The sequence below is a fragment of the Flavobacterium gelatinilyticum genome, from assembly GCF_027111295.1.
GTDB classification, from domain to species: Bacteria; Bacteroidota; Bacteroidia; order Flavobacteriales; family Flavobacteriaceae; genus Flavobacterium; species Flavobacterium gelatinilyticum.
On record NZ_CP114287.1, the window covers coordinates 3690425 to 3714939 of the forward strand.

13 protein-coding genes are annotated in these 24515 nt (G+C 38.0%); 10 read left to right on the forward strand and 3 right to left on the reverse strand.

From position 1 onward, the window contains the following. Nucleotides 1–93: 93 nt before the first annotated feature. On the reverse strand, nt 94–1890 hold the full coding sequence (gene lepA / locus OZP11_RS15630) for a translation elongation factor 4 (protein WP_281231488.1): 1797 nt from the start codon (nt 1888–1890) through the stop codon (nt 94–96). Between the two features lie 460 nt (nt 1891–2350). On the opposite strand from lepA, the gene OZP11_RS15635 reads away from it, so the two are divergent. Further along, nucleotides 2351–2584, forward strand: a complete 234-nt coding sequence (locus tag OZP11_RS15635; RefSeq protein ID WP_281231489.1) for a hypothetical protein — start codon at nt 2351–2353, stop codon at nt 2582–2584. Nucleotides 2585–2627: 43 nt separating this feature from the next. Here the strand turns inward: OZP11_RS15635 and OZP11_RS15640 are convergent, their stop codons facing one another. Together OZP11_RS15640 and OZP11_RS15645 are read right to left on the reverse strand one after the other, a co-directional pair. Next, nucleotides 2628–3365 carry an NUDIX hydrolase gene (locus tag OZP11_RS15640; RefSeq protein ID WP_281231490.1) on the reverse strand — a complete coding sequence of 246 codons (738 nt, stop codon included), beginning with the start codon at nt 3363–3365 and terminating at the stop codon, nt 2628–2630. Between the two features lie 17 nt (nt 3366–3382). After that, entirely contained in the window at nt 3383–4099 is a 717-nt protein-coding gene (locus tag OZP11_RS15645) for an NUDIX hydrolase (RefSeq protein ID WP_281231491.1), read from the reverse strand. A 500-nt stretch (nt 4100–4599) separates the two neighbouring features. Here OZP11_RS15645 and OZP11_RS15650 point away from each other — a divergent pair, with 500 nt between their 5' ends. The 9 genes from OZP11_RS15650 (at nt 4600) to OZP11_RS15690 (ending at nt 24476) form a co-directional block, all read left to right on the forward strand. Then, the gene (locus tag OZP11_RS15650; RefSeq protein WP_281231492.1) at nt 4600–7728 is read left to right on the forward strand and encodes a SusC/RagA family TonB-linked outer membrane protein; all 3129 of its coding nucleotides are present in this window, start codon (nt 4600–4602) and stop codon (nt 7726–7728) included. A gap of 11 nt (nt 7729–7739) precedes the next feature. Beyond that, on the forward strand, nt 7740–9314 hold the full coding sequence (locus OZP11_RS15655) for a RagB/SusD family nutrient uptake outer membrane protein (protein WP_281231493.1): 1575 nt from the start codon (nt 7740–7742) through the stop codon (nt 9312–9314). A gap of 22 nt (nt 9315–9336) precedes the next feature. Then, a complete protein-coding gene (locus tag OZP11_RS15660) occupies nt 9337–10710 on the forward strand; it encodes a hypothetical protein (protein WP_281231494.1) in 1374 nt (457 codons plus the stop codon). Between the two features lie 70 nt (nt 10711–10780). After that, nucleotides 10781–13264: a glycoside hydrolase family 2 TIM barrel-domain containing protein gene (locus tag OZP11_RS15665; protein WP_281231495.1), complete on the forward strand. Its 2484-nt coding sequence runs from the start codon at nt 10781–10783 to the stop codon at nt 13262–13264. 191 nt (nt 13265–13455) lie between these two features. Further along, nucleotides 13456–15855 (forward strand): glycoside hydrolase family 31 protein, encoded by a 2400-nt coding sequence (locus tag OZP11_RS15670; protein WP_281231496.1) that lies wholly within the window; start codon nt 13456–13458, stop codon nt 15853–15855. 384 nt (nt 15856–16239) lie between these two features. After that, nucleotides 16240–18246, forward strand: a complete 2007-nt coding sequence (locus OZP11_RS15675) for a glycoside hydrolase family 97 protein (RefSeq protein WP_281231497.1) — start codon at nt 16240–16242, stop codon at nt 18244–18246. 206 nt (nt 18247–18452) lie between these two features. After that, entirely contained in the window at nt 18453–20609 is a 2157-nt protein-coding gene (locus OZP11_RS15680) for a glycoside hydrolase family 3 C-terminal domain-containing protein (protein ID WP_281231498.1), read from the forward strand. Nucleotides 20610–20645: 36 nt separating this feature from the next. Beyond that, on the forward strand, nt 20646–22202 hold the full coding sequence (locus tag OZP11_RS15685) for a GH39 family glycosyl hydrolase (protein ID WP_281231499.1): 1557 nt from the start codon (nt 20646–20648) through the stop codon (nt 22200–22202). Nucleotides 22203–22241: 39 nt separating this feature from the next. Next, nucleotides 22242–24476 carry a glycoside hydrolase family 3 C-terminal domain-containing protein gene (locus tag OZP11_RS15690; protein ID WP_281231500.1) on the forward strand — a complete coding sequence of 745 codons (2235 nt, stop codon included), beginning with the start codon at nt 22242–22244 and terminating at the stop codon, nt 24474–24476. Nucleotides 24477–24515: the final 39 nt, after the last annotated feature.

A 24515-nucleotide genomic window follows, 5' to 3' on the forward strand; every position in this document is an offset into this window, starting at 1 on the left:
ATTTTTGTGCCTAAAACAACAAAACCCAACAACTTTCGTCATTGGGTTTAGTCTATATTTTTTGTTCTTTATTCTGTTTTCTAAAAAAAGGAACTAGTCATTCAATTTCAAAACAGCCATAAAAGCTTCTTGTGGAATTTCAACGTTTCCTACCTGACGCATACGTTTTTTACCTTTTTTCTGTTTTTCAAGAAGTTTACGCTTACGCGAAATATCTCCACCATAACATTTTGCGGTAACGTCTTTACGAAGTGCTTTTATAGTTTCACGAGCGATGATTTTTGCTCCGATTGCAGCCTGAATCGGAATGTCAAACTGTTGCCTTGGGATTAATTCGCGTAATTTTTCGGTCATTTTTTTACCAATATTGTAAGCGTTATCTTCGTGAATCAATGCAGAAAGTGCATCAACTGTCTGCGCATTCAAAAGAACGTCAAGTTTTACCAATTTCGAAGTTCTCATTCCGATAGGAGAATAATCGAAAGAAGCATAACCTTTAGAAACTGTTTTTAAACGATCGTAGAAATCGAATACAATTTCAGCCAAAGGCATATCGAAGTTCAGCTCAACTCTTTCAGTCGTTAAATACGTTTGGTTGGTAATTAAACCACGTTTTTCGATACATAAACTCATTACATTTCCAACGAAGTCAGCTTTTGTAATGATGGTAGCTTTAATAAACGGCTCTTCAACTCTGTCTAGTTTTGAAGGTTCTGGTAAATCTGAAGGATTGTTTACAACGATTGCCGTTTCTGGATGTTTCTTAGTGTAAGCCAAGTACGAAACGTTAGGAACTGTTGTAATTACAGTCATATCGAACTCACGCTCTAAACGTTCCTGGATAATTTCCATATGAAGCATTCCTAAGAATCCGCATCGGAAACCAAATCCTAACGCCGCAGAACTTTCAGGAGTAAAAACTAATGAAGCGTCGTTCAATTGCAATTTTTCCATTGACGAACGTAAGTCTTCATAATCTTCCGTGTCAACAGGATAAATTCCGGCAAATACCATTGGTTTTACATCCTCAAAACCAGCAACCATGTTTGTTGTAGGCACTTTTGCATCTGTAATCGTATCACCAACTTTTACCTCACGAGCTTCTTTAATTCCGGAAATCAAATAACCAACATCACCGGCAGAAACGATATTTTTAGGAACCTGATTTAATTTTAAAGTTCCAATTTCGTCAGCAAAATACTCATTGTCAGTCGCCATAAATTTAATTTTCTGGCCTTTTTTGATTTCACCGTTTACAACTCTAAAAATTACCTCGATTCCGCGGAATGGATTGTAAACCGAGTCAAAAATTAAAGCTTGTAATGGTTCTTCAGGATTTCCTTTTGGAGCAGGAATTTTTTCGATAATGGCAGCAAGAATGTTCTCAACACCAAAACCGGTTTTTCCGGATGCATGAATAATATCTTCTAATTTACATCCAAGTAAATCGATAATATCATCACTCACTTCTTCCGGATTTGCACTTGGTAAATCAACTTTATTTAAAACCGGAATAATTTCCAAGTCGTTTTCAAGAGCTAAATATAAGTTTGAAATCGTTTGTGCCTGAATACTTTGTGCTGCATCAACAATTAATAAAGCACCTTCACAGGCAGCAATAGATCTCGAAACTTCGTATGAAAAATCTACGTGGCCGGGAGTATCAATTAAGTTTAAGATATATTCCTCGCCCTTGTATTTATATTCCATCTGAATGGCATGACTCTTAATGGTAATTCCACGCTCACGTTCCAGATCCATGTTGTCAAGCAATTGAGCTTTTTCTTCACGCGCTGTAACAGTTTGAGTAGCACTTAGTAATCTGTCTGCCAGTGTACTTTTACCGTGGTCAATGTGTGCAATAATGCAAAAGTTACGAATCTTCTTCATTGTTTTATATCAGTTCTCTATCGAGTTTTAAGTATTTTTTTGATGTAAAGTGCGTTCCTGCAATTGCTTTAACGCCTCTTATTAAGGGGCAAAGATAGCGCAAAGTTTTGGATTCTGGAATTTAGTTGCGGGATTTTGATTTTTGATGGCAAAAACCTGTTTCTCAGAGTGTAATATATTCTAATTCAAGCCTTGGGTCAGGATTAAAATTTTAAAGAATGAATTTTTTCTTAATACCGTAATAATCAATCTTTACCAAATAAATAGTAAAAAATGAAATCAGATGATAAATCTGTATTTTTTGTCAGAATAATTGTCTTTTTGGCTAAATATGATTATACTTGTAGTCATATTTACCATAAGATTGATCACCTCATGGTTTTGAATGATTTTTAAATCTGTGTACAAGAAATTATTAAATCATTCAAAGACTATTTATTTACTAATTAAACCACAAACTATGGAAAAACAAACTCTTAAGCTTGCTGAAAAATTTGGTAAGCTGACAAAAAACGAAATGAAAAATATTACCGGAGGGGCATTAGGAACTGTATGCGGACCAAGAAATGGCGTGCCCACTTCGATCTGCCCGAGCGGAAAAGGAGTAGCCGCAAATTCCGGAACCGAAGATCCTGCGAGATTCCGTGGGATTGTAGGAGGCTATTGCAACGTAATTATTACCTGTATTCCTTAAAGTATACTAAAAATGCCTAAAATTTTCTTTAGGCATTTTTTTATTAAAACTCAAAATTAAAACCTTTCTGAGTCAGTTTTTTGTAAATTTCATCATCAAACTTGTAGAGTTTTGCTGCGCGATGCGAAACGTCTTGTTGTTTTTCATCAAGTGCAACGAGCAGTTTCATGTGCAGAATTTTTCTTCGAAAATTTGATTTGTCAAGTTCAATACCCAGAATTTCTTCGTAAAGATGCATTAACTGCAATAAGGTAAATTTCTCAGGCAAAAGATTAAAACCTATCGGCGCCTGACGTACGCGGTTTCGAAGATGCATTAAGCTGAAATCTAGAATTTCATTGTGGTCAAAAATCAGATTAGGGATTTCATTGATTTTGCACCATTTGGCTTCTCTTACAGCCAGACTCGCTTTTACATCATAATCTTCCTGATTTATTAAAGTGTAATATCCAATGGTTACGACCCTGCGGTCCAGAACACGTTTGGGATCTGTAAAAGCTTTAAGCTGTTCCAGATAAATATTATCAAGACTGGTAAGTTCGTACAGGATTCGCTGTGCAGCGTCATCGGCGCTTTCTTCTCTTTTGAGCCAGCCTCCAAGTAATCCCCAGCTTCCTTCACTTTCTCCCTCGGCATGTTGTACCAAAAGTACTTCAAGACTTTCTTTCTTAAATCCGAATATCACACAGTCTACTGTGATACCCTCTATGGCAGGCGCAACGGTGTTTGAAGCCGTTTTGCCTTCAGATTTAGAAACTTTTTTTAACGATGATGCTTTCATTTGCTTAATAAGCAGATTTAAAATTCAAAATTAAACCCTTTTTCGGTTAGTTTTTTATAAATATCGGGATCAAATTTATAGAGTTTTGCGGCACGATGCGAAACATCCTGTTGTTTTTCATCCAGATCGGCCAGTAATTTCATGTGCAGAATTTTTCGTCTAAAATTTGATTTATCCATTTCGATCCCAAGAATTTCTTCATATAGGTGCATTAACTGCAGCAAAGTAAATTTTTCCGGCAGCAGATTAAAACCAATAGGAGCCTGGCGTACCCTGTTGCGAAGATGTTTTAGGCTGTATGCCAGGATTTCGTTGTGGTCATAAATCAAATCAGGAATGCTGTTAATTTTATACCATTTAGCATCAGCAGCGGTAAAACCGGCTTTAATGTTATAATCTTCTCTTTTTACAAGTGCATAATAACCTATTGTAATAACACGGCGGAGCGGAAAACGATCAGGATCGCCAAAAACTTTTAGCTGTTCAAGATAAATATTGTCCATGCCTGTAAGCTCATTCAATAAACGATGTGCTGCATCATCAGTACTTTCTCTTTTATAGATCCAACCACCCGGAAGTCCCCATTTTCCTTTACTAATTCCTTCTGCGTGCTGTACTAAAAGTACTTCCAGACTTCCCTTATCAAAACCAAATACAACGCAGTCAATTGTGATTGCATTCATTGCATTTTGTTCGCTTTTTGCAACAGATCCCGCATCTACTTTATTCTCCATGTGCGAATTAATTTTGACAAATTAAGCAAATAATCTGCATTAACTGTCCTTATTGATTACTTAATATTTTTTTAACAAATCAAAAAATTGATAATCAGCTGTTTGTAATTTTTTTAAAAAAACCGGTTTCTAATTTTTAAATCCTTAAACTATTGATTGTCAAAATGCTAGTTGATGTTTTTTTTCGATAATTTTTATTTCACAATACACTTTGTTCTTGTTAGATTAATAAAAATGAATCCGTATAAATCACAATCAAAAAAAAATAACCTTAATATTTTGCTAAAATAGAAAAAAAGTTTTACACTTGTAGTCAAAATTACCATAAGATAAGTTCAAGATGACTATAAGTTTTCAGCATACTCGTCTTTCTCTTTTAAAAACCAGCAGAAAATATTTCATTACAACTGTTTTTTGCAAAAATGATACTCTATGAAACTTACACTATAATCAATATAAAAAACCGTAACTAACTTAATTTAAATCAACTCTTATTTATTATGAAAAGCAAATATTGTATTAAAACACTGCTTACGTTTTGTACGGCCGTGTTTTTTAGCTTATTTATGATGCAGTCGGGTTATGCGCAGGCACAATCCAAAACTGTAAATGGAATTGTAACATCGGCTGTGGACAAAATGGGTGTACCCGGGGCCAGTGTTGCAGTAGAAGGAACAAAAGCAGGCGCCGCAACTGATTTTGACGGGAAGTATAAAATAGAAGCAAAAGAAGGCGATGTCCTTGTTTTTACTTTTATTGGATTCAAAACTCAAAAAATAACCGTAGGAACTCAAAGAACAATCAACGTAGTTTTACAGGAAGAAACTTCAGAACTTAAAGAAGTAGTCGTAATTGGGTACGGAAGCCAGAAGAAAACCCTTGTAACCAATGCTGTTGCACAGGTAAGCGGTGAAGCTCTTGCCAAAACAAATACGACAAACGCATTGCAGGCACTTCAGGGGCAGGCAGCCGGACTTCAGGTTACGTCTACTTCAGGACAGCCGGGAGAAGGTTTAAATGTAGTGATCAGAGGGGTTGGATCTACTGCGGGAAGTACACCGCTTTATGTAGTAGACGGAATCCTTACCAATGATATTTCATATCTGAGCAACTCAGACATTGAGTCTATCTCAGTTCTAAAAGATGCCGCTTCAGCAGCGATTTACGGTTCGCAGGCTTCAAACGGTGTTGTATTGGTAACTACTAAAAAAGGAAAAAGAGGTTCAACAGGACAAATCACCTTCGACCAATATTATGGTGTACAGTCAGTTGCCAGAAAAGTAGACCTTTTAGATGCAAGGGAATATGCTACTATATTAAACGAAGCAAGAGTAAACTCTGGTAATACTCCTTATTTTACAAATGCTCAGATCGCTGCAATGGGATCAGGAACCAACTGGATGGATAAAATGCTTACTGATAATGCTGCTACAAAAAACTATTCTTTTGGGGCATCAGGCGGTTCAGACTCATCAGTTTATTCAACTTCATTGTCTTACTTAGGACAGGAAGGTGTTGTAGGCGGAAAAGATTTGTCAAACTATGAGCGTTACAATTTCAGATTCAACTCAGAACACAAATTATACAAAGATGTTGTTACGATTGGTGAAAATTTAAATTTTGCTTACGTAAACAAAAACGGAATTGGAGTAGGAAACCAGTACAGCAACTCGTTAAGAAGCGCTTTTCAGGTAACTCCTTTACTGCCAATGTACGATGCAAACGGGAATTATTTTGACACATCAAACAGCACAGAGCCTTGGTTAGCCGGTGTGGCCAACCCATATGCTTTAATGACATACAATAACCAAAATGAAAATAATACTCAAAAATTATTAGGTAATGTATATTTACAGATTGCTCCACTTAAAAACCTGACTTTCAGAACTACTTTAGGTCTTGATTATACAGTTAACGAAGGACACTCTTATTTCCCTGCTTATAGATTGTCAACTTATGCAAACGCGGCTTACGATAAAGTAACTCAGTACATGAACAAAAACAAAAGCATCAACTGGGACAATTTATTAACCTATAAGTTTAATGTAGCAGACAGTCATCATTTTGAAGCTTTGGCCGGAACATCTTACATCAAGTACGATTCAACTGCAATCGAGGCATCAAATGGAGATTCTTATTTTAATGACTTAGAGCATGCGTGGTTAGACACTACTACCAATAAAGACGGTGCCAGAATAGCATTGGAAGGAAACAAATTTGAGAACATTTTAATGTCTTATTTTGGAAGGTTAAACTACAACTTCAACGAAAAATACCTTATTAATGCTACCCTTAGAGCAGATGGTTCATCAAAATTTGCAGAAGGACATCAGTGGGGGTATTTTCCTTCAGTATCAGGAGGATGGGTGGCTTCAAACGAAGAGTTTTTAAAAGATTCGAAAGTTTTAAATTTCCTTAAATTAAGAGCAAGCTGGGGACAGGTAGGTAACCAGAGTATCAGATCTTTTCAGTTTTTAGCAGCTGTAGAAGGAAAAAATGTTAACTACAGCTTTGGTGACAAAGAAGGGGTATTGACTCCGGGAGCATATCTTTATAATATTTCAAATCCTTCTCTGAAATGGGAAACATCAGAACAGATTGACCTTGGTTTTGATGCGAGATTCTTAAACAATGCCCTTAGTGTAAACTTTGATGTGTATAAAAAAACAAACAAAGACTGGTTAATCCTGGCTCCAATTTTAGCAACTGCGGGAGCTAATCCGCCATATATTAACGGAGGAGACGTAGTGAATAAAGGGGTTGAGCTGAGTTTAAATTACCAGAATAAAATAGGAGACTTCAACTACAGTGTTACTGCAAACGGAGCGTACAATAAAAATACAGTGGGCTCAATACCTACTGCAGATGGTATGATTCACGGATTGAACAACGAACTTTATGATAATGCAGGTGAATTTTACAGAGCACAGAATGGTTATCCGTTAGGATATTTCTGGGGGTACAAAACAGGAGGAGTGTTCCAGAATCAGGCACAGATTGACAACTACAAATCAGCAAACGGAGTAGTGTTACAGCCAACTGCAGCACCTGGGGATTTGATTTATGTAAATACAAACGGAGATGATAAGATTGATGCTTCAGATAAAACAAGCATCGGGAATCCAAACCCTGATTTTACATACGGTTTCTCTTTATCTGCAAGTTACAAAGCATTTGATTTCTCTCTTAATGCAAATGGTGTGGCAGGAAATCAAATCGTTCAGTCGTACAGAAATCAGACGGGAGCTTTCGGAAATTACACTTCAGCTATTTTAAGCCGCTGGCATGGGGAAGGTTCTTCGAACACAATGCCTAGAGTAACAGAAGACAACAGAAACTTTACACAGTTTTCAGATCTGTATGTTCAGGATGGTGATTTCTTAAGAATCAACACCGTTACCTTAGGATTCGATTTAGCAAAAATGAAACAGTCAAAACCATTCTTTGCAAGCCAGTTTAGAGTTTACTTCTCAGTATTAAATCTTTACACTTTTACAAAATATGATGGTATGGATCCTGAAATAGGATTTGGTTCTTCAAATGATGATCAGAAGTTTTCATCAGGTGTTGATGTAGGGTATTATCCAAGACCCAGAACATTCATGTTAGGACTAAATGTTAAACTTTAATAAATAAAAAAATGAAAAAATCATATTTATATATATTCTGTTTGAGTTTATTTACTCTTGGTTCTTGCAGTTTAGAAACAGAACCTTTGACAAAGCAGACGGAAGAAAATTTTTATAAAGATGCCGATGACGCTTATATTGCATTGGTAGGATGTTATGACGGAATGCAGGTTGCAACTGGAGGTGCCGGTAAAGGAGTTCCGGTAGTAAGTGAGATTATGTCTGATGATTGTTTTGGAGGAACCGGAAATTCTGATAAATACGATTATGCGGCAATAGACGAGTTTGATATTTCACGCGCTCCCGCAGAAATAGATATGTTCAATGATAACTGGATTGCCTACTATAAAGCAATTTACCGTTGTAATGTTCTTTTATCTAAAATGGATGTAATTGACTGGAAAGGCGATACAGGATTAAGAAACCTATACGAGTCTGAAACCAGATTCATCAGAGCCTATTTGTATTTTGAAATGGTACGCCTTTGGGGAAATATACCGTTATTGACAGAACCTTCTACTGAAAATATTCCTCAGGCAGCACCGGAAGAAGTGTACAAAGTAATTGCACAGGATTTAGTTTTTGCTTCAGAGCATTTATCATCAGTATCATACGCTGCAACCACAAGCGGACGTGTTACAAAATGGGCAGCAAAATCATTACTGGGACGTGTGTTTTTATATTATACAGGATACTATGGAAAAACTGATTTAGCAGGAGTCGTAACAAAAGCACAGGCTTTAGCACATTTAGAAGATGTAATCGCATCAAGCGGACACGGTTTGGTTGAAGACTTTTCAACATTATGGCCGGCTGCTTCTGTAGATAAATATGCAGGCGAAAGCAACAAAGAAATTGTATTCTCTATTAAATACACTTTTACTAGTGATTACAACGGAAATACAGATGGTAACCACTGGCTGGTAATGTTCGGAATGAGAGAGTTTTCATCATACCCTTATGGACGAGGCTGGGGTGTTACAGTTAATTCTAAATTATGGAATGCGTATGCTGCTAACGATACAAGACGTACAGCTTCTATTATTGGAATTACAGAAGAGGATATCAAATTTGATAAAATCAGTAATCAAAGAGAATACACAGGATATTACAACAAAAAATATTCGCCTATGGTTAACGAAGAAGGGATAGATTTACCGCTTACAATGGGAAGCCAGTTTTGGGATATCAGCCAGTTTCAGGATTACGTAGTATTACGATATGCCGACGTTTTATTGATGGCGGCAGAATTAGGAAGCGGCGGTGCACAGAATTATTTTGATGAGGTAAGAAGAAGAGCTTACAAAACAGGATTTGTAGCATTAGCGGCAAATCATGACAATATCATGAATGAAAGACATTTAGAATTTGCGCTTGAAGGAGTGAGATACTGGGATTTATTACGTCAGGGAGTTGGAAAAGCTTCTGCTTCTATTGCAGAATCAACAAGTCTGCTTAACGGAGGTGTTGCTACAACAAAAACAATCTCTGCAGGAAATATCGAGAAAACGAAAGGATTACAGCAAATCCCGAACACGCAGATTACATTGTCTAATGGGGTTTTAAAACAAAATGCCGGCTGGTAATTTTAACTAAAAATCAAAGAAAATGAAAAATATTAAACTAATAATCACATCATTTTTGATGTTAGCAATGCTAATATCATCTTGTTCGCCTGACTCTTATTCGTTAGACGCCCCGACAGATAAATCGGATATACATTTTGAAATTACTCAGGATCGAAATGCCGATGCAGGAGGAAATACCGTGATCCTGAAAAACACAACTCCGGGAGTGGTTTTAAACTGGGATTACGGAACAGGAAAATCAAACAAAGCTACAGAAGTTGTAAAATATGCTTTTAAAGGTACCTATACCATTAAAATTTCTGCTGTTACAAACGGTGGTCTTGTAGAATTGGATCCGGTAGACATAACTGTAACAGATGATAACCTGACTTATGTAAACGATCCGCTCTGGACTGCATTGTCAGGAGGAGTTGGAAAACAAAAATCATGGATTCTGGATACGGGTAAATTTGGTCTGGCAATGGGAGCAATGTCTTATGCAGATCCAAGCGGTACTGTTGAATTCGACAACTTTAAACCAAACTGGGAACCGGAAAAAATGCCTCCTGGAAGTACAGATGCTGATATGCACTGGGGAAGATACATGACATTCAGCCTTGAAGGAGGTCCTTTTATGACAGTTCATGAAGCTGACGGGACTAAGATCGAAAACGGAACATATTTCTTGGATGCCACTGCACACACTTTAACTACAACAAATGCTACGATTTTAAGAGCAGACAACTTTATTGCAAGCGCGAGCAACTGGAATAACGGTATCAAAATATTGAAACTTACCGAAAATCAGCTGCAGATTGGAATCATGAGAACAAACAGCGAAGGACCTTGGTGGCTGATCTGGAATTTTGTTTCTAAAAGCTATGCAGATACTTATGTGCCTCCTGTTACCGTACCAACTTTTGATGAAGGATTTAATCCTAAGTTTGCTTCAGGAGAATTATTAAAAATGATTACCGGAGGTGTTGGATCAGGAAGAGTTTGGAGTTTAGATGCGAAAGGAAATCCGGTTGACTGGATTGGTAAAGGAAAAGGATGGACTGTTGATGCAACAAGTTCGTACAACTGGGGATGGAATGATGACTGGACTGCGGCAGCAGGAAATTCATGGATTCGTTTTGACCAATTTGGCGGTAAACTTAATTACACCAGAAGTCAGGACGGTGTTGTAACTACCGGATTATTTACAATCGACGAAGAAAAGAACGAAATTAATTTAGGAAGCAACGTACTTATCCAGAATTCGACAAGCTGGATGAACCCGACAACTAGTGTTATTAAAGTCGTAAAAGCATTTAATAATGATTATCTTTCTAAAGGTATTTGGTTTGGAACATCTTATGATGCTGCAAAAGATGAGTGGTTCGTTTTCCACTACATCATACCAAAAGGATAAAAAGATTTTTAGTTTACTAATAACCCGGAAGCAGTAAAACGCTGCTTCCGGTTATTAAATTTACCCTACTATGTTCAAGCTGACTTCATACAAAAAAATAGGATTACTTTTCGCAGGCTTTCTACTAATGACAGCATGCGGAACATCGACGGACCAAAAATTTAGCAGCCGAAAAGTTTCTTTTAATTCAGACTGGAGTTTTCATCTTAATGACAGTCTTGTTGATAAAGATACCATTGGCGCTTCGACAAAATGGAGAACTTTAGACGTACCGCACGATTGGAGCATCGAAGGAAATTTTGATGAAAAAAGTCTTGCAGGATATGGAGGCGGATCCCTTAGCGGAGGTCTGGGCTGGTATAAAAAAACATTTAAAACAGCTCCGGAAGACAGCACAAAAATAATATCAATTACTTTTGACGGCGTTTACAGAAACAGCGAAGTCTGGATAAACGGGCATTACTTAGGAAAACGTCCAAACGGATACATTGGTTTTCAATACGAAATTACTCCCTACTTAAATTACGGAGACAAAAACAACGAAATAATTGTTAAGGCCGACAATTCAAAACAGCCAAACTCACGCTGGTATTCAGGTTCCGGAATTTTTAGAAACGTCTGGATCGAAACCACAGATAAACTACATGTTGGACAATGGGGAACCTACATTACAACCCCAAAAGTTACAGCCGAAAAAGCTTCTGTAAATATTGAAACTACGATCAAAAATCAGTACAAAGAAGCCAAAAAAGCAACTGTAACCACAACTATTTTTAAAGAAGACACCAAAGTAACATCGGTTACCCAAGATATAACAATTAATGCAGCTGCCAGTCAGACGATCAAACAATTGGCAGAAGTCGAAACCCCGGCATTATGGTCAGATGAAAATCCGGAATTGTACACAGCAGTTACAGAAATTTCGCTTGACGATAAAATCATAGATCAATACAAGACCACTTTAGGAATCAGAGATTTTAAATTCGATTTGAACAAAGGTTTTATTTTGAATGGAAAACAAGTCAAAATAAAAGGAGTCTGTATGCACCATGATTTAGGACCATTAGGTGCTGCAATTAATACACGTGCCATTGAACGTCAGCTGGAAATTCTCAAAGAAATGGGCGTAAACGGAATCAGAACATCACACAATCCGCCTGCTGCAGAACTTTTAGAACTTTGTGATAAAATGGGTTTCATTGTTATGGATGAAGCTTTTGATATGTGGAAACAAACCAAAACCAAATACGACTACGGAAACGATTGGGACAAATGGCACAAACAAGATCTAATAGATCAATTGTTGCGCGACCGAAACCACGCCAGTATTTTTATGTGGAGCATAGGAAATGAAATTCCGGAACAATGGAATGAAACGGGTATTGAAATCGCCAAAGAATTAGCTGCAATTACACGCGAGTACGATAAAACGCGTCCGCTTACAGCAGGAATGAATCCGCCGGTAAATATGAATATTGATGAAGTGACTTTGCAATTTGAGAAAAGAAATGTTTCGATTAATCCGCTTGCCGGATCCGGAGTTTTGGATTTGATAGGATACAATTATGCACATCAAACATTCGAGCATCATTTAAAAAATTTCCCAAATACACCTTTTATCGCAACCGAAACTACTTCGGGTCTTCAGACAAGAGGATATTATGATGCCGTTTCAGATACTATCAAAAAATGGCCGGTAAGATGGGATCTTAAATTTACAGAAGGAAATCCAGGAAACACAGTTTCAGCCTACGATCAGGTACAGACACCTTGGGGATCTACACACGAAGCAACCTGGAAAATTATTAAAAAACATGATTTCTTAGCCGGAATGTACGTTTGGACAGGTTTCGATTATATCGGAGAACCAACTCCATACGAATGGCCATCAGTAAGTTCCTATTTCGGAATTGTTGATCTGGCCGGTTTCCCGAAAGATGTTTATTATATGTATCAAAGCGAATGGACGAACAAAACGGTTCTTCACGTTTTCCCACATTGGAACTGGAAAGCCGGACAAACCGTTGACGTTTGGGCTTACTATAATAATGCAGATGAGGTTGAACTTTTCCTAAACGGAAAATCAGTTGGAAAAAGAAGCAAAAAAGGAGACGATTTACACGTAATGTGGAGAATTCCTTTTGAAGCAGGAACATTAAAAGCCATTTCCCGAAAAGGTGGAAAAGTAGTTTTAGAAAAAGAAATTAAAACGGCTGGAAACCCGTCGCAATTAAAATTAACGGCTGACAGAAGCACCATTAAAGCAGATAAAAATGATTTGTCATTTGTAACCGTAGATATTTTGGATGCCAACGGAACAATTGCTCCAAATGCCAATAACGAAATCAACTTCTCTTTAAAAGGAAACGGAAAAATTGTAGGCGTTTGCAGTGGCGATCCGGTAAGCCACGAACCGTACAAAGGAACTAAACATACAGCCATGGCAGGAAAATGTTTGGTGATTGTTCAATCTGGAGATAAATCCGGAAGATTGGAATTAACCGCTAAAGCGAATGGATTAAAACAATCTACAATTGTAATTACAGCAGAATAAGTTGAGTTTACTTTCCTAACGGGTTTCCAAAACCTGTTAGGTATAATTAAACTTTTTATTGAGATATTAAGTAATACTATGTTCCTGCAAGGTTTCCAAAACCTTGTAGGTATAAATTATAAGTTTCGAATAAATAACAAACCTACAAGGTTTTGGAAACCTTGCAGGACGGAAAATATAAAAATTAACCCATGAAAAACTCACAACTAACCGCACTGTTTTCGGCCTTTATGTTTGGATGTGTTCTGACGCCAAAAGCATCAGCCCAGATTCAAAACGCAGATGTGCTCAATGCGCCAATAGATATCAGTAAAGATTTTCAGAACTATCTGAATACGTTCTATTTCGCAGATGAACTGGCTTCCTTTGATCCTGCAACAGCAAAAGGAACTATAAAATACCTGAGATACAATTATAAAACACGTCAGGCCTTCAACAACATGATGATGAAGCCGGATGTAGAAAAAGCAAACGAATTCCCAACAACAGAATACGAAGAATCTCCTGTTCTGCCATTCGAAATTCAGTTTGTTTCAGACAGAACAATTCGTATCAAAACCACTTCGGGACCACAGTTTCATCCGCAGAAAGAATCCTTAATGCTGATTAATGGAGTTGCGCCAAATCATCCGGAATTATGGAAATATTCTAAAATCGAAGGCGGACACAAATACACCAGCAAACACGGAGTTGTCGAAATTCTAACAAAACCGTGGCATGTAAAAATCTACGATGAAAAAGGAAAACTGCTGACAAGCACACTTCACGATACTGATTTTAAAAGTACCTATACGCCGACACTTCCGTTTTCGTATGTTCGCAGAAACAGCGATTACTCAAGAAGTATGGGCGCTGCTTTCAGTTTAGAACCAGACGAAAAAATATTTGGCTGCGGTGAATCTTTTACACAATTCAACAAACGCGGTTCAAAAGTGGTTTTATGGACAGATGATGCAAACGGAATTCAGAATGAAACGATGTACAAACCAATTCCGTTTTACATGAGCAGCCGCGGATACGGAGTTTTCATGCACCATTCAACGCCTATTACAGTTGACTTCGGGAAGTATTTCTCAAGTGCCAACGAAATGTACATTGGAGATGACGAAGCCGATTTGTTTTTCTTCATTGGAGATCCAAAAGAAATCTTAGATCAGTATACAGACTTGACCGGAAAAGCAGCTATGCCGCCACTTTGGTCATTTGGTTTCTGGATGAGCCGTATTACGTATTTCTCAGAAAAAGAAGGGCGTGATGTTGCCAGAGATTTACGTAAATACAAAATCCCGACAGATGTAATTCACTTCGATACTGGCTGGTTTGATGTAGACTGGAGAAACAACTACGAGTTCGCAAAATCCCGTTTCCCGGACGCAACAAAAATGATGGCCGATTTGAAAAAAGACGGTTTCCAGGTTTGTCTTTGGCAGTTACCTTATTTCACGCCAAAGAACACTTTGTTCCCGGAAATTATGGATAAAAACTTAGCGGTTAGGGACAGAAAAGGAAACCTTCCGTACGAAGACGCTGTTTTAGATTTCTCAAATCCAGAAACGATTTCTTGGTACCAAGGAAAATTAAAAAAGTTATTCGATGAAGGCGTAGCCGTTTTCAAAGTAGATTTTGGAGAAGCCGCACCACCAGACGGAATTTACCATTCAGGAAGAACAGGTTTTTACGAGCACAATTTATATCCGTTACGATACAACAAAGCCGTTGCAGAAATTACTCAGAAAGAAAAAGGATATACCTTAATCTGGGCGAGAAGCACCTGGGCTGGATCGCAGCGTTACCCTTTACACTGGGGAGGAGATTCTGAAACGACCAACGGAGCCATGTCGGCAGAACTACGCGGCGGACTTTCATTAGGTCTTAGCGGATTCAGTTTCTGGAGTCATGATGTTGGAGGTTTCGCCACTAAATCTCCTGAAAATATTTACAGAAGATGGACACCATTCGGAATGCTGACATCTCACGTAAGAAGCCACGGAGAACCGCCTCGCGAACCTTGGTTGTACAGCAAAGATTTCCTTGAAGGATTTAGAAAAGCAGATAACATGCGTTACGAATTAATGCCATACATCTACGCTCAGGCAAAAGAAAGTTCAGAAAAAGGATTGCCAATGATGAGAGCTTTATTTGTAGAATATCCAAACGATCCTGGAGCATGGTTAATCGACAATCAATATTTATTCGGGTCAAGCATGCTTGTTGCACCACTTTTTGAAGAAGTTACAGAAAGAGACGTTTACCTTCCGGAAGGAACCTGGATCGATTATCAGACTAAAAAAGTATATCAGTCAGGCTGGCATAAAATCAAAGCAGGTGAAATCCCGATCGTAGTTTTGGTAAAAGACGGAACTGCAATTCCGCATATCGGTTTAGCGCAGTCTACAAAAGATATGGACTGGAGCAAACTAACCTTAAAAGTATTTGCAAGCGATAAAACAGCATCGGCGTCAGCCAAAGTATTTTTACCAAACGACAATACCGTTCAGGAAATAAAAGTAACCAAAAACGGAAACAATTTTGACCTGAGTGCAAACCCGTTAAACGGAAAAACCACTTTTAAAACCGAGTGGGCTAAATAAAAAGTTAAACACGACCCGGGCAATAGCGAACAGCCACAGCAATTCCACGAATTAAATTTGTGATAATTTGCGGAATTCGCGGCAAAAAATAAAATTGTTGGTTAATAATTCTTAACACATAGAAACATAGAATTTATCTCTTTTAAAGAGTAAAAACAGAAACAATGCGAGTTTGAGTTAGTAAGAACACCTTATAAGTTTCTTAATCTATGATTCTATGTGTTTTAAAAAATGACTATAAAAATATAAGCCACAGATAAAATTCTCTAATCTGCTGCAAAATAAAATCCGATAGGATAAAAAATTAGTTTTTGTTGAGTTTGTAAATCGGGTTGAAGCATTTGCCAAACCCGGTTTATTGTAATGAATTAAGAAAAAATGATCATGAAAAAACACCTTATTCTCCCTGCCTTATTACTTTCAGTCTCGATTGGATACAGTCAGAAAAATAAAAACGCGTACGAACTGGCATCGCCAAACGGACAAAACAAGATTAAATTCGAACTGGTAAAAAACACTCCAAAATACGCCGTTTCTCACGGAAAAAGCGAAGTGATTTCTCCATCAGACATGGGATTTTTACTGAAAGGAAATGAAGACCTGAGCACAAACTTCGAAATTAAAGGAGCAAAAACATCTACGTTTGATGAAACCTGGGAACAAGTTTGGGGAGAAAAGAAAAATATTAGAAACCACTACAATCAATTGGTAGTTGATTTACAACAGAAAACGGGAAACAAACGTAAATTACAAATTCAGTTCCGCGCTTTCGACGACGGAGTAGCGTTTAGATACGTTTATCCAAAACAAAATGTAAAAGATAGTATTTTCATCATGGATGAAAAAACGACTTTTAACCTGAAAGAAGACGGAAAAGCATGGTGGATTCCGGCAAACCGAGAAAACCGTGACGAATATTTATTTGAAGCGGCACCGGTAAGTAAATTAGATACCGTTTTGACTCCATTAACAATTGAAAGCAAAAACGGATTGGCGATCAGTTTTCATGAAGCAAACCTGATTGATTTTGCCAGTATGACATTGGTAAACACAAAAGGAACCGAATTAAAATCAGATTTAGTTCCTTGGGCCGATGGTGTAAAAGTTCGTGTAAAAGATACTTTCACTTCATCATGGAGAACGATTCAAATTGGAGAAAATCCGGGAGAATTAATCACTTCTTATATGGTTTTAAACCTTAACGAACCAAACAAATTAAAAAACACAAACAGCTATTTCAAACCCTACAAATATTTAGGAATCTGGTGGGGAATGCACATTGGTAAATACACGTTCTGGGAAAGCGACAAACAAGGCGCCACAACCAAACACGCAGAAGAATATATCGATTACACGGCAAAAGAAGGTTTTCACCATTTACTAATCGAAGGATGGAATAAAGGATGGACACCGGGCTGGTACGAAAACCGTATGCACATGTTCAGCTTTACCAAAAATGCCGACAATTTTGACTTAGAAAAAGTAGTGGAATATGGCAAGAAAAAGAACATCGAGTTAATCGGATATCACGAAACAGGTTCAAACTTAATTAACTACTTAAAAGAAGTTGACGAAGGTTTCGCTTTATACAAAAAGCTGGGAATCCACACCGTAAAAATTGGTCACGTAGGTTCTAAATTGAACATGAAACAAATGCACTTCGGACAATTTGGAGTGAACTATTTCAGATACATTTTAGAAAAAGCGGCACAATATGATTTAGCCGTTTTATACCACGAATCAATTAAAGATACAGGAGAAAGAAGAACTTTTCCAAACATGGTTTCGAGAGAAGCAGCACGTGGACAAGAATACAATGCATGGAGCGAAGGAAATCCGCCTAATCATTTAAGCATTATTCCGTTTACAAGATTACTTTCAGGACCAATGGATTTCACGCCTGGAATTTTTGATGTTGAAGTAAAACAAGGATATCCGGGAAAAAGAATTCAGGGAACTGTGGGGCAGCAATTGGCATTGTACGTTACGATTTATTCGCCAATCCAGATGTTAGCCGATCTTCCTGAAAACTACGAAGGAAAACCAGCGTTACAATTCTTAAAAGATGTACCTACAGATTGGGAAGACACAAAAGTTCTGGAAGGGAAAATTGGTGAATACATCACAACAGCAAGAAAAGACAGAAACAGCGCCGACTGGTATTTAGGAACCTTAACAAATGAAAACCCTAGAAAAGTAGACGTTTCATTATCATTCTTAGATCCAAACGCAACTTACGAAGCTCAAATTTATGTAGATGCCGAAGGAACAGATCAAAAACACAATCCGGAAGCCGTAGCCATTTCTAAGAAAACAGTAAAATCTACAGATTCTCTAAAATTGAATTTAGGAGGAGCCGGAGGAGGTGCTGTAAGATTTAAGAAATTGTAATTGAGCTTAACGGGTAAATGTTAAATGTAACAATGCACTTGTAGAGACGCACCGCAGTGCGTCTCCTTATGAAAAACATAAACCCAACACACTTTTAAACCCTATCAGGTTTCAAAACATAGAAATAAAAATTATCCTAACAGGTTTCCAAAACCTGTTAGGTATTTAATAAAGACAACCCAAAAAATTAGTCCTTCCAACAAAAAATGAAAAATAGTATACTCTATATCTTTTTTCTTTTATCTGCTAATTTGATGTTATCACAGCAAAAGCAATATCCTTTTCAGAATCCGGATTTGGATACTGAAAAGCGTATTGATAACTTGTTGTCATTGATGACACTGGACGAGAAAGTTCAGGCTTTAAGCACAAATCCATCAGTAAAAAGATTAGGACTTACAGGTACAAGTCATGTTGAAGGCTTACACGGACTCGCTCTTGGCGGGCCCGGAGAATGGGGAGGAAAAAACAAACAGCCTTTAACTACAACCACTTTTCCGCAAGCCTATGGTTTAGGAGAAACCTGGGACGTTGAAATACTGCAGAAAGCAGCACAGGTTGAAGGTTACGAAACACGTTACGCTTTGCAGAAATACAATCGCGGCGGATTAGTAGTCCGTGCTCCAAATGCTGATATTGCAAGAGATCCGCGTTGGGGACGCACCGAAGAAAGTTATGGCGAAGATGCTTTTTTTAACGGAACCATGACCGTTGCTTTTATAAAAGGTTTACAAGGAAACCATCCAAAATACTGGCAGACCGCTTCGCTGATGAAACACTTTTTGGCTAACAGCAACGAAGACGGAAGAACCTACACATCATCCGATTTTGATGAAAGACTCTGGCGTGAATATTACGCACTTCCATTTCAGATGGGAGTGGTCGAAGGAGGATCGCGCGCCTATATGGCTGCCTATAATAAAGTAAACAGAATTCCGGCAATGGTACATCCCATGCTGAAAAATATTACTCAGAAAGAATGGGGACAAAATGGGATTATTTGTACAGATGGAGGAGCGTTTAAACTACTGCTTTCAGACCATAAATATTATGCAGACCAATATCTGGGAGCTGCAGCAGCTATAAAAGCAGGAATTAATCAATTTCTGGATGAATTTACAGAAGGCGTTTACGGAGCACTTTCAAACGGATATTTAAAAGAAAAAGATCTCGATGAAGTTTTGCGCGGGAATTACCGAGTAATGATAAAACTTGGAATGCTGGATAATGCCTCGGATAATCCCTATTCAAAAATCGGAAAAGAAAAAGATACAATTGATCCGTGGAAAACAGAAGCACATAAAAAAATCGCTTTAGAAGCCACCCAAAAATCGATCGTTCTTTTAAAAAATGAAACCGGATTACTGCCATTTCAAAAAGAAAAAATAAAAACCATAGCCGTTATCGGACTCCGTGCGGATGAAGTGCTTCTGGACTGGTACAGTGGGACGCCTCCTTATGTGATTACACCTCTGCAGGGAATTAAAAATAAGTTAGGCAATAACGTAGAAATCCTTTATGCAAAAAACAACATCGACGGTAAAGCAGTCCAAATAGCAAAAAAAGCCGATGCCGTAATTGTAATTGTGGGGAACCATCCGGTCTGCAATGCCGGCTGGGCGAATTGTCCCGTTCCGAGTGAAGGAAAAGAAGCCGTTGACCGTCAGTCCCTGACATTAGAACAGGAAGATTTAATAAAAGTGGTCTATCAGGCCAATCCAAAAACGGTGGCTGTCCTGATAAGCAGTTTCCCGTACGCCATCAACTGGACGCAGGAAAATGTTCCGGCAATTGTACACATGACACAAAACAGTCAGGAAACCGGAACCGCCCTGGCCGATGTTTTATTTGGAGATTACAATCCTGCCGGACGTTTAACGCAAACGTGGGTAAAAGACATTACCGATTTACCGGAATTACTGGATTACAATGTAAGAAACGGCAGAACCTATATGTATGCCAAAAAGAAACCATTATACGCTTTTGGACACGGATTAAGTTATACGACATTTAAATACAATTCGGTTGAAACCAATTCAGAAACCATTGCCAAAAACGGCGAAATAAAAGCAACCGTTTCAATCACCAATACCGGAACTAAAGACGGCGATGAGGTAATTCAGTTATATGTAAAACAATTAGAATCAAAAGTCGAACGTCCTCAAAAAGAATTAAAAGCATTTAAAAGAGTTTTCTTTAAAGCCGGAGAAACCAAAAAAGTCGATTTGGTTGTAAAAGCCAAAGATTTAGAATACTGGAACACAGCCAGACAAACATTTGAACTAGAAAAAAATACAATCGAAATCCAGATTGGAAGTGCTTCGGATGCAATACTTCTCACAAAAAAAATAACCACACGATGATAGAGAAGAAAAGATAATCTATTAAAAAAACTAACTATGAAAAAAAGCCTGATATTATTTTTCGTTTTTGCCGGATGGATTGCAAATGCCCAAACCAGAACCATTAAGGTGGATTATACCAAAACAGCCGGAAAACTAAACACCATGTTTAAAGAATGCATTGGTGCCGGAAGAGCAAACGAAGGTCTGCGAGCCGACTGGCAGCAGCAATTGGCCATGGTAAAAAAAGAATGCGATTTTAAATACATCCGTTTTCATGGCTTACTGACAGATGATATGGCCATTTACAGAGAAGATGAAAAAGGAAATCCCGAATACAATTACCAATACGTAGACGTGCTGTTTGATTATATCCTGAGTCTCAAAATGAAACCATTTGTTGAATTAGGATTCATGCCCTCAGCATTAGCAAGCGGAAAAGAAACCATTTTCTGGTGGAAAGGAAATGTCACACCACCAAAAGATTATAAAAAATGGGAAGATTTAATTAAAAACCTAACGGCACATTTTACAGAACGTTACGGTGTAGAAGAAGTAAAAACCTGGTATTTTGAAGTCTGGAACGAACCCAACCTTTCACCGGGATTCTGGAGCAGCACTCAGGAAGAATACTTCAAACTATACGATTATGCTGTTCGGGGCGTAAAAAGCGTAAACAAAGATTATAAAGTAGGCGGACCAGCAACAGCAGGAGCAGCCTGGGTTCCGGAAACAATCGAGTTCTGCCAGAAAAATAATGTACCAATCGATTTTATTTCAACCCATACGTATGGCGTAAAACATGGCTATCTGGATGAATTTGGAACATCGGGAACCATATTAAATAAAGACGATTCAAGTGTAAGCGGTGAAGTTATCAATTCACGTAAGCAGATTTCAGAATCGGCTAAGCCAAACCTTGAACTGCATTACACAGAATGGAGTTCATCCTACACACCTGCAGATCCTATTCACGATAGTTACCATTCAGCAGCATATATTCTGCAGAAATTAAAACAAGTTGGAAATGCTGCGAACTCTATGTCGTATTGGGTTTTCACCGATATTTTTGAAGAAGCAGGTCCAAGATTTACGCCTTTTCACGGAGGTTTCGGATTGTTGAATACACAAGGAATCAAAAAACCGGCCTATTTCTCCTATTACTTAATGAACAAATTGGGAGAAACCGAACTTCAAAATACCGATTCATCTTCATGGGTAAGCAAGAACGAAAAAGGCGATGTACAGCTCCTTTTTTGGGACTTTACCAATACACATCCCGGAGATAAAGTTTTAAACCAAACCTATTACATTCAGGATCTGCCTTCTAAATCAAAAGGAAATATCAAGATTGAACTGAACAATTTGCAAAAAGGAAATTACAATCTCGAAATCTATAAAGTAGGCTACAAAGTTCACGACGTTTATGCCGATTATCTGGCCATGAACAAACCGGCACAGCTGAACAGAGAACAGGTAAATACATTAAAAGAGAAAAATAAAGACTGTCTGCTTTCGACAGAAAAAATAAAAATCGATTCAAAAGGAACATTCAATAAAGAAATCGCCATTAACGAAAATGATGTGTACATGTTCCGCTTTGTAAAACAATAAAAACCTAACTATAATCACAAAAACTAAAAACTATAATCAATGAAAAATAGAATATTAAAATTTTCTGCGGCACTGGCAGTCATGCTGTTGGTTTCGTGTAAAAACGATGCGCAGAATACAGGTTCTGAATCCGTAAAAGCTGAATACGTGGGAAAAGAAATAGGCTCTGAATACGATGCCGAAATAGATAAATTAGTTTCTCAAATGACACTTGAGGAAAAAATAGGAATGCTTCACGGTAACAGTATGTTTACCAGCGGCGGTGTAAAACGCTTGGGTATTCCGGAATTAAAAATGGCCGACGGACCGCTTGGTGTTCGTGAAGAAATTTCGCGCGACAACTGGGCACCGGCGGGATTAACCAATGACTTTGCAACGTATTATCCTGCCGGAGGAGGTCTGGCAGCAACATGGAATACCGAAATGGCTTATACTTTTGGGAACAGCGTTGGACAGGAAATGCGCGCCAGAGACAAAGACATGTTACTTTCGCCGGCAATCAATATTGTAAGAACACCACTTGGAGGAAGAACTTACGAATACATGACCGAAGATCCGTTCTTAAACAAAAAAATCGCTGTGCCGTTAATTGTTGGTTTACAGGATAATGACGTTATGGCCTGCGTAAAACACTATGCAGCAAATAATCAGGAAACCAATCGTGATTTTGTAGATGTGCAGATCGACGAACGTACCCTTCGCGAAATTTACCTTCCGGCATTTGAAGCTGCTGTAAAAGAAGCAAAAGCATACAGTATTATGGGGGCTTATAATAAATTCAGAGGCGAATATTTATGCGAGAACGACTATATGCTCAATAAAATCCTTCGTGACGAATGGGGATTCAAAGGTGTTGTAGTATCAGACTGGGCTGCGGTACATTCTACAGTAAAATCATTGCAAAACGGACTGGATATCGAAATGGGAACGCCAAAACCATTTAATGAATTTTTCCTTGCCGATAAATTAATCGCGGCAGCAAAAAACAAAGAAATTTCAGAAGCAGAACTTGATAAACACGTAAAAAGAATTTTACGCGTACTGTTTCAGGTAAAAGCGATGGGCGGAAAAGAACGTGTTAAAGGAAGCATTGCTACAGAAGCACATTATCAGGACGCTTATAAAATCGCAGCAGAATCGATAGTTTTATTAAAAAATGAAAACAACGCACTGCCTTTAAAAGTTGACGGAATCAAATCGATTGCCGTAATCGGGAACAACGCAACCAAGAAAAATGCTCTTGGCGGATTTGGTGCCGGAGTAAAAACAAAAAGAGAAGTAACACCGCTTGAAGGTTTAAAAAACAGACTTCCGGCATCGGTAAAAATCAATTATGCCGAAGGATACTTAGAGCGTTACGATGAAAAAAATAAAGGAAACTTAGGAAACATTACATCAAACGGTCCGGTAACGATTGATAAATTAGATCCTGCTGCATTGCAGGCTGCCATCGAAGCTGCTAAAAACTCAGATGTCGCGATCATTTTTGCAGGTTCAAACCGTGATTACGAAACAGAAGCTTCAGACAGAAGAGATTTAAAATTACCATTTGGGCAGGAAGAATTAATTCAGAAAGTATTAGCAGTTAACCCAAAAACAATTGTGGTTATGGTTGCCGGTGCACCTTTTGAAATCGAAGACATCAGCAAAAAAACAACAGCCTTAGTCTGGACGTGGTTTAACGGATCTGAAGGAGGAAATGCATTAGCCGATGTACTATTAGGAAAAGTAAATCCGTCAGGGAAATTACCTTGGACAATGCCTAAAACCCTGAATGATTCTCCGGCACACGCAACAAACAGTTTCCCGGGAGACAAAGCAGTAAACTATGCCGAAGGAATTCTGGTAGGATACCGCTGGTTTGATACAAAAAATATTGCACCTTTATATCCATTCGGTTACGGATTATCATATACCACTTTTGGGTTGGAAAAGGCAAAAGCAGATAAAGAATCTTACACAACAGACGAAACGATTTCAGTTTCTGTAGAAGTAAAAAACACCGGAAAAACAGATGGAAAAGAAGTAGTACAATTGTATGCTTCTAAATCAGATTCAAAAGTAACACGCGCTGCCAAAGAATTAAAAGGATTCAAAAAAGTATTGGTAAAATCAGGCGGTTCAGAAAATGTTACCATTAAAGTTCCGGTAAAAGAACTGGCTTATTACGATGCTGCATCAAAAAAATGGGTGGTAGAGCCGGGAAAATATACTTTGAAAGTAGGAAACTCTTCCAGAGATATTAAACAAGACATTGCGATTACGATCAAGTAACAAAACGATTATATTTTTTAATGAGTACCAAAGCAGCGC

Bases quoted from the DNA above. Each gene is read 5' to 3' on its own strand.
- lepA (WP_281231488.1), bottom strand. From the start codon at position 1,890: ATGAAGAAGATTCGTAACTTTTGCATTATTGCACACATTGACCACGGT.
- OZP11_RS15635 (WP_281231489.1), top strand. From the start codon at position 2,351: ATGGAAAAACAAACTCTTAAGCTTGCTGAAAAATTTGGTAAGCTGACA.
- OZP11_RS15640 (WP_281231490.1), bottom strand. From the start codon at position 3,365: ATGAAAGCATCATCGTTAAAAAAAGTTTCTAAATCTGAAGGCAAAACG.
- OZP11_RS15645 (WP_281231491.1), bottom strand. From the start codon at position 4,099: ATGGAGAATAAAGTAGATGCGGGATCTGTTGCAAAAAGCGAACAAAAT.
- OZP11_RS15650 (WP_281231492.1), top strand. From the start codon at position 4,600: ATGAAAAGCAAATATTGTATTAAAACACTGCTTACGTTTTGTACGGCC.
- OZP11_RS15655 (WP_281231493.1), top strand. From the start codon at position 7,740: ATGAAAAAATCATATTTATATATATTCTGTTTGAGTTTATTTACTCTT.
- OZP11_RS15660 (WP_281231494.1), top strand. From the start codon at position 9,337: ATGAAAAATATTAAACTAATAATCACATCATTTTTGATGTTAGCAATG.
- OZP11_RS15665 (WP_281231495.1), top strand. From the start codon at position 10,781: ATGTTCAAGCTGACTTCATACAAAAAAATAGGATTACTTTTCGCAGGC.
- OZP11_RS15670 (WP_281231496.1), top strand. From the start codon at position 13,456: ATGAAAAACTCACAACTAACCGCACTGTTTTCGGCCTTTATGTTTGGA.
- OZP11_RS15675 (WP_281231497.1), top strand. From the start codon at position 16,240: ATGAAAAAACACCTTATTCTCCCTGCCTTATTACTTTCAGTCTCGATT.
- OZP11_RS15680 (WP_281231498.1), top strand. From the start codon at position 18,453: ATGAAAAATAGTATACTCTATATCTTTTTTCTTTTATCTGCTAATTTG.
- OZP11_RS15685 (WP_281231499.1), top strand. From the start codon at position 20,646: ATGAAAAAAAGCCTGATATTATTTTTCGTTTTTGCCGGATGGATTGCA.
- OZP11_RS15690 (WP_281231500.1), top strand. From the start codon at position 22,242: ATGAAAAATAGAATATTAAAATTTTCTGCGGCACTGGCAGTCATGCTG.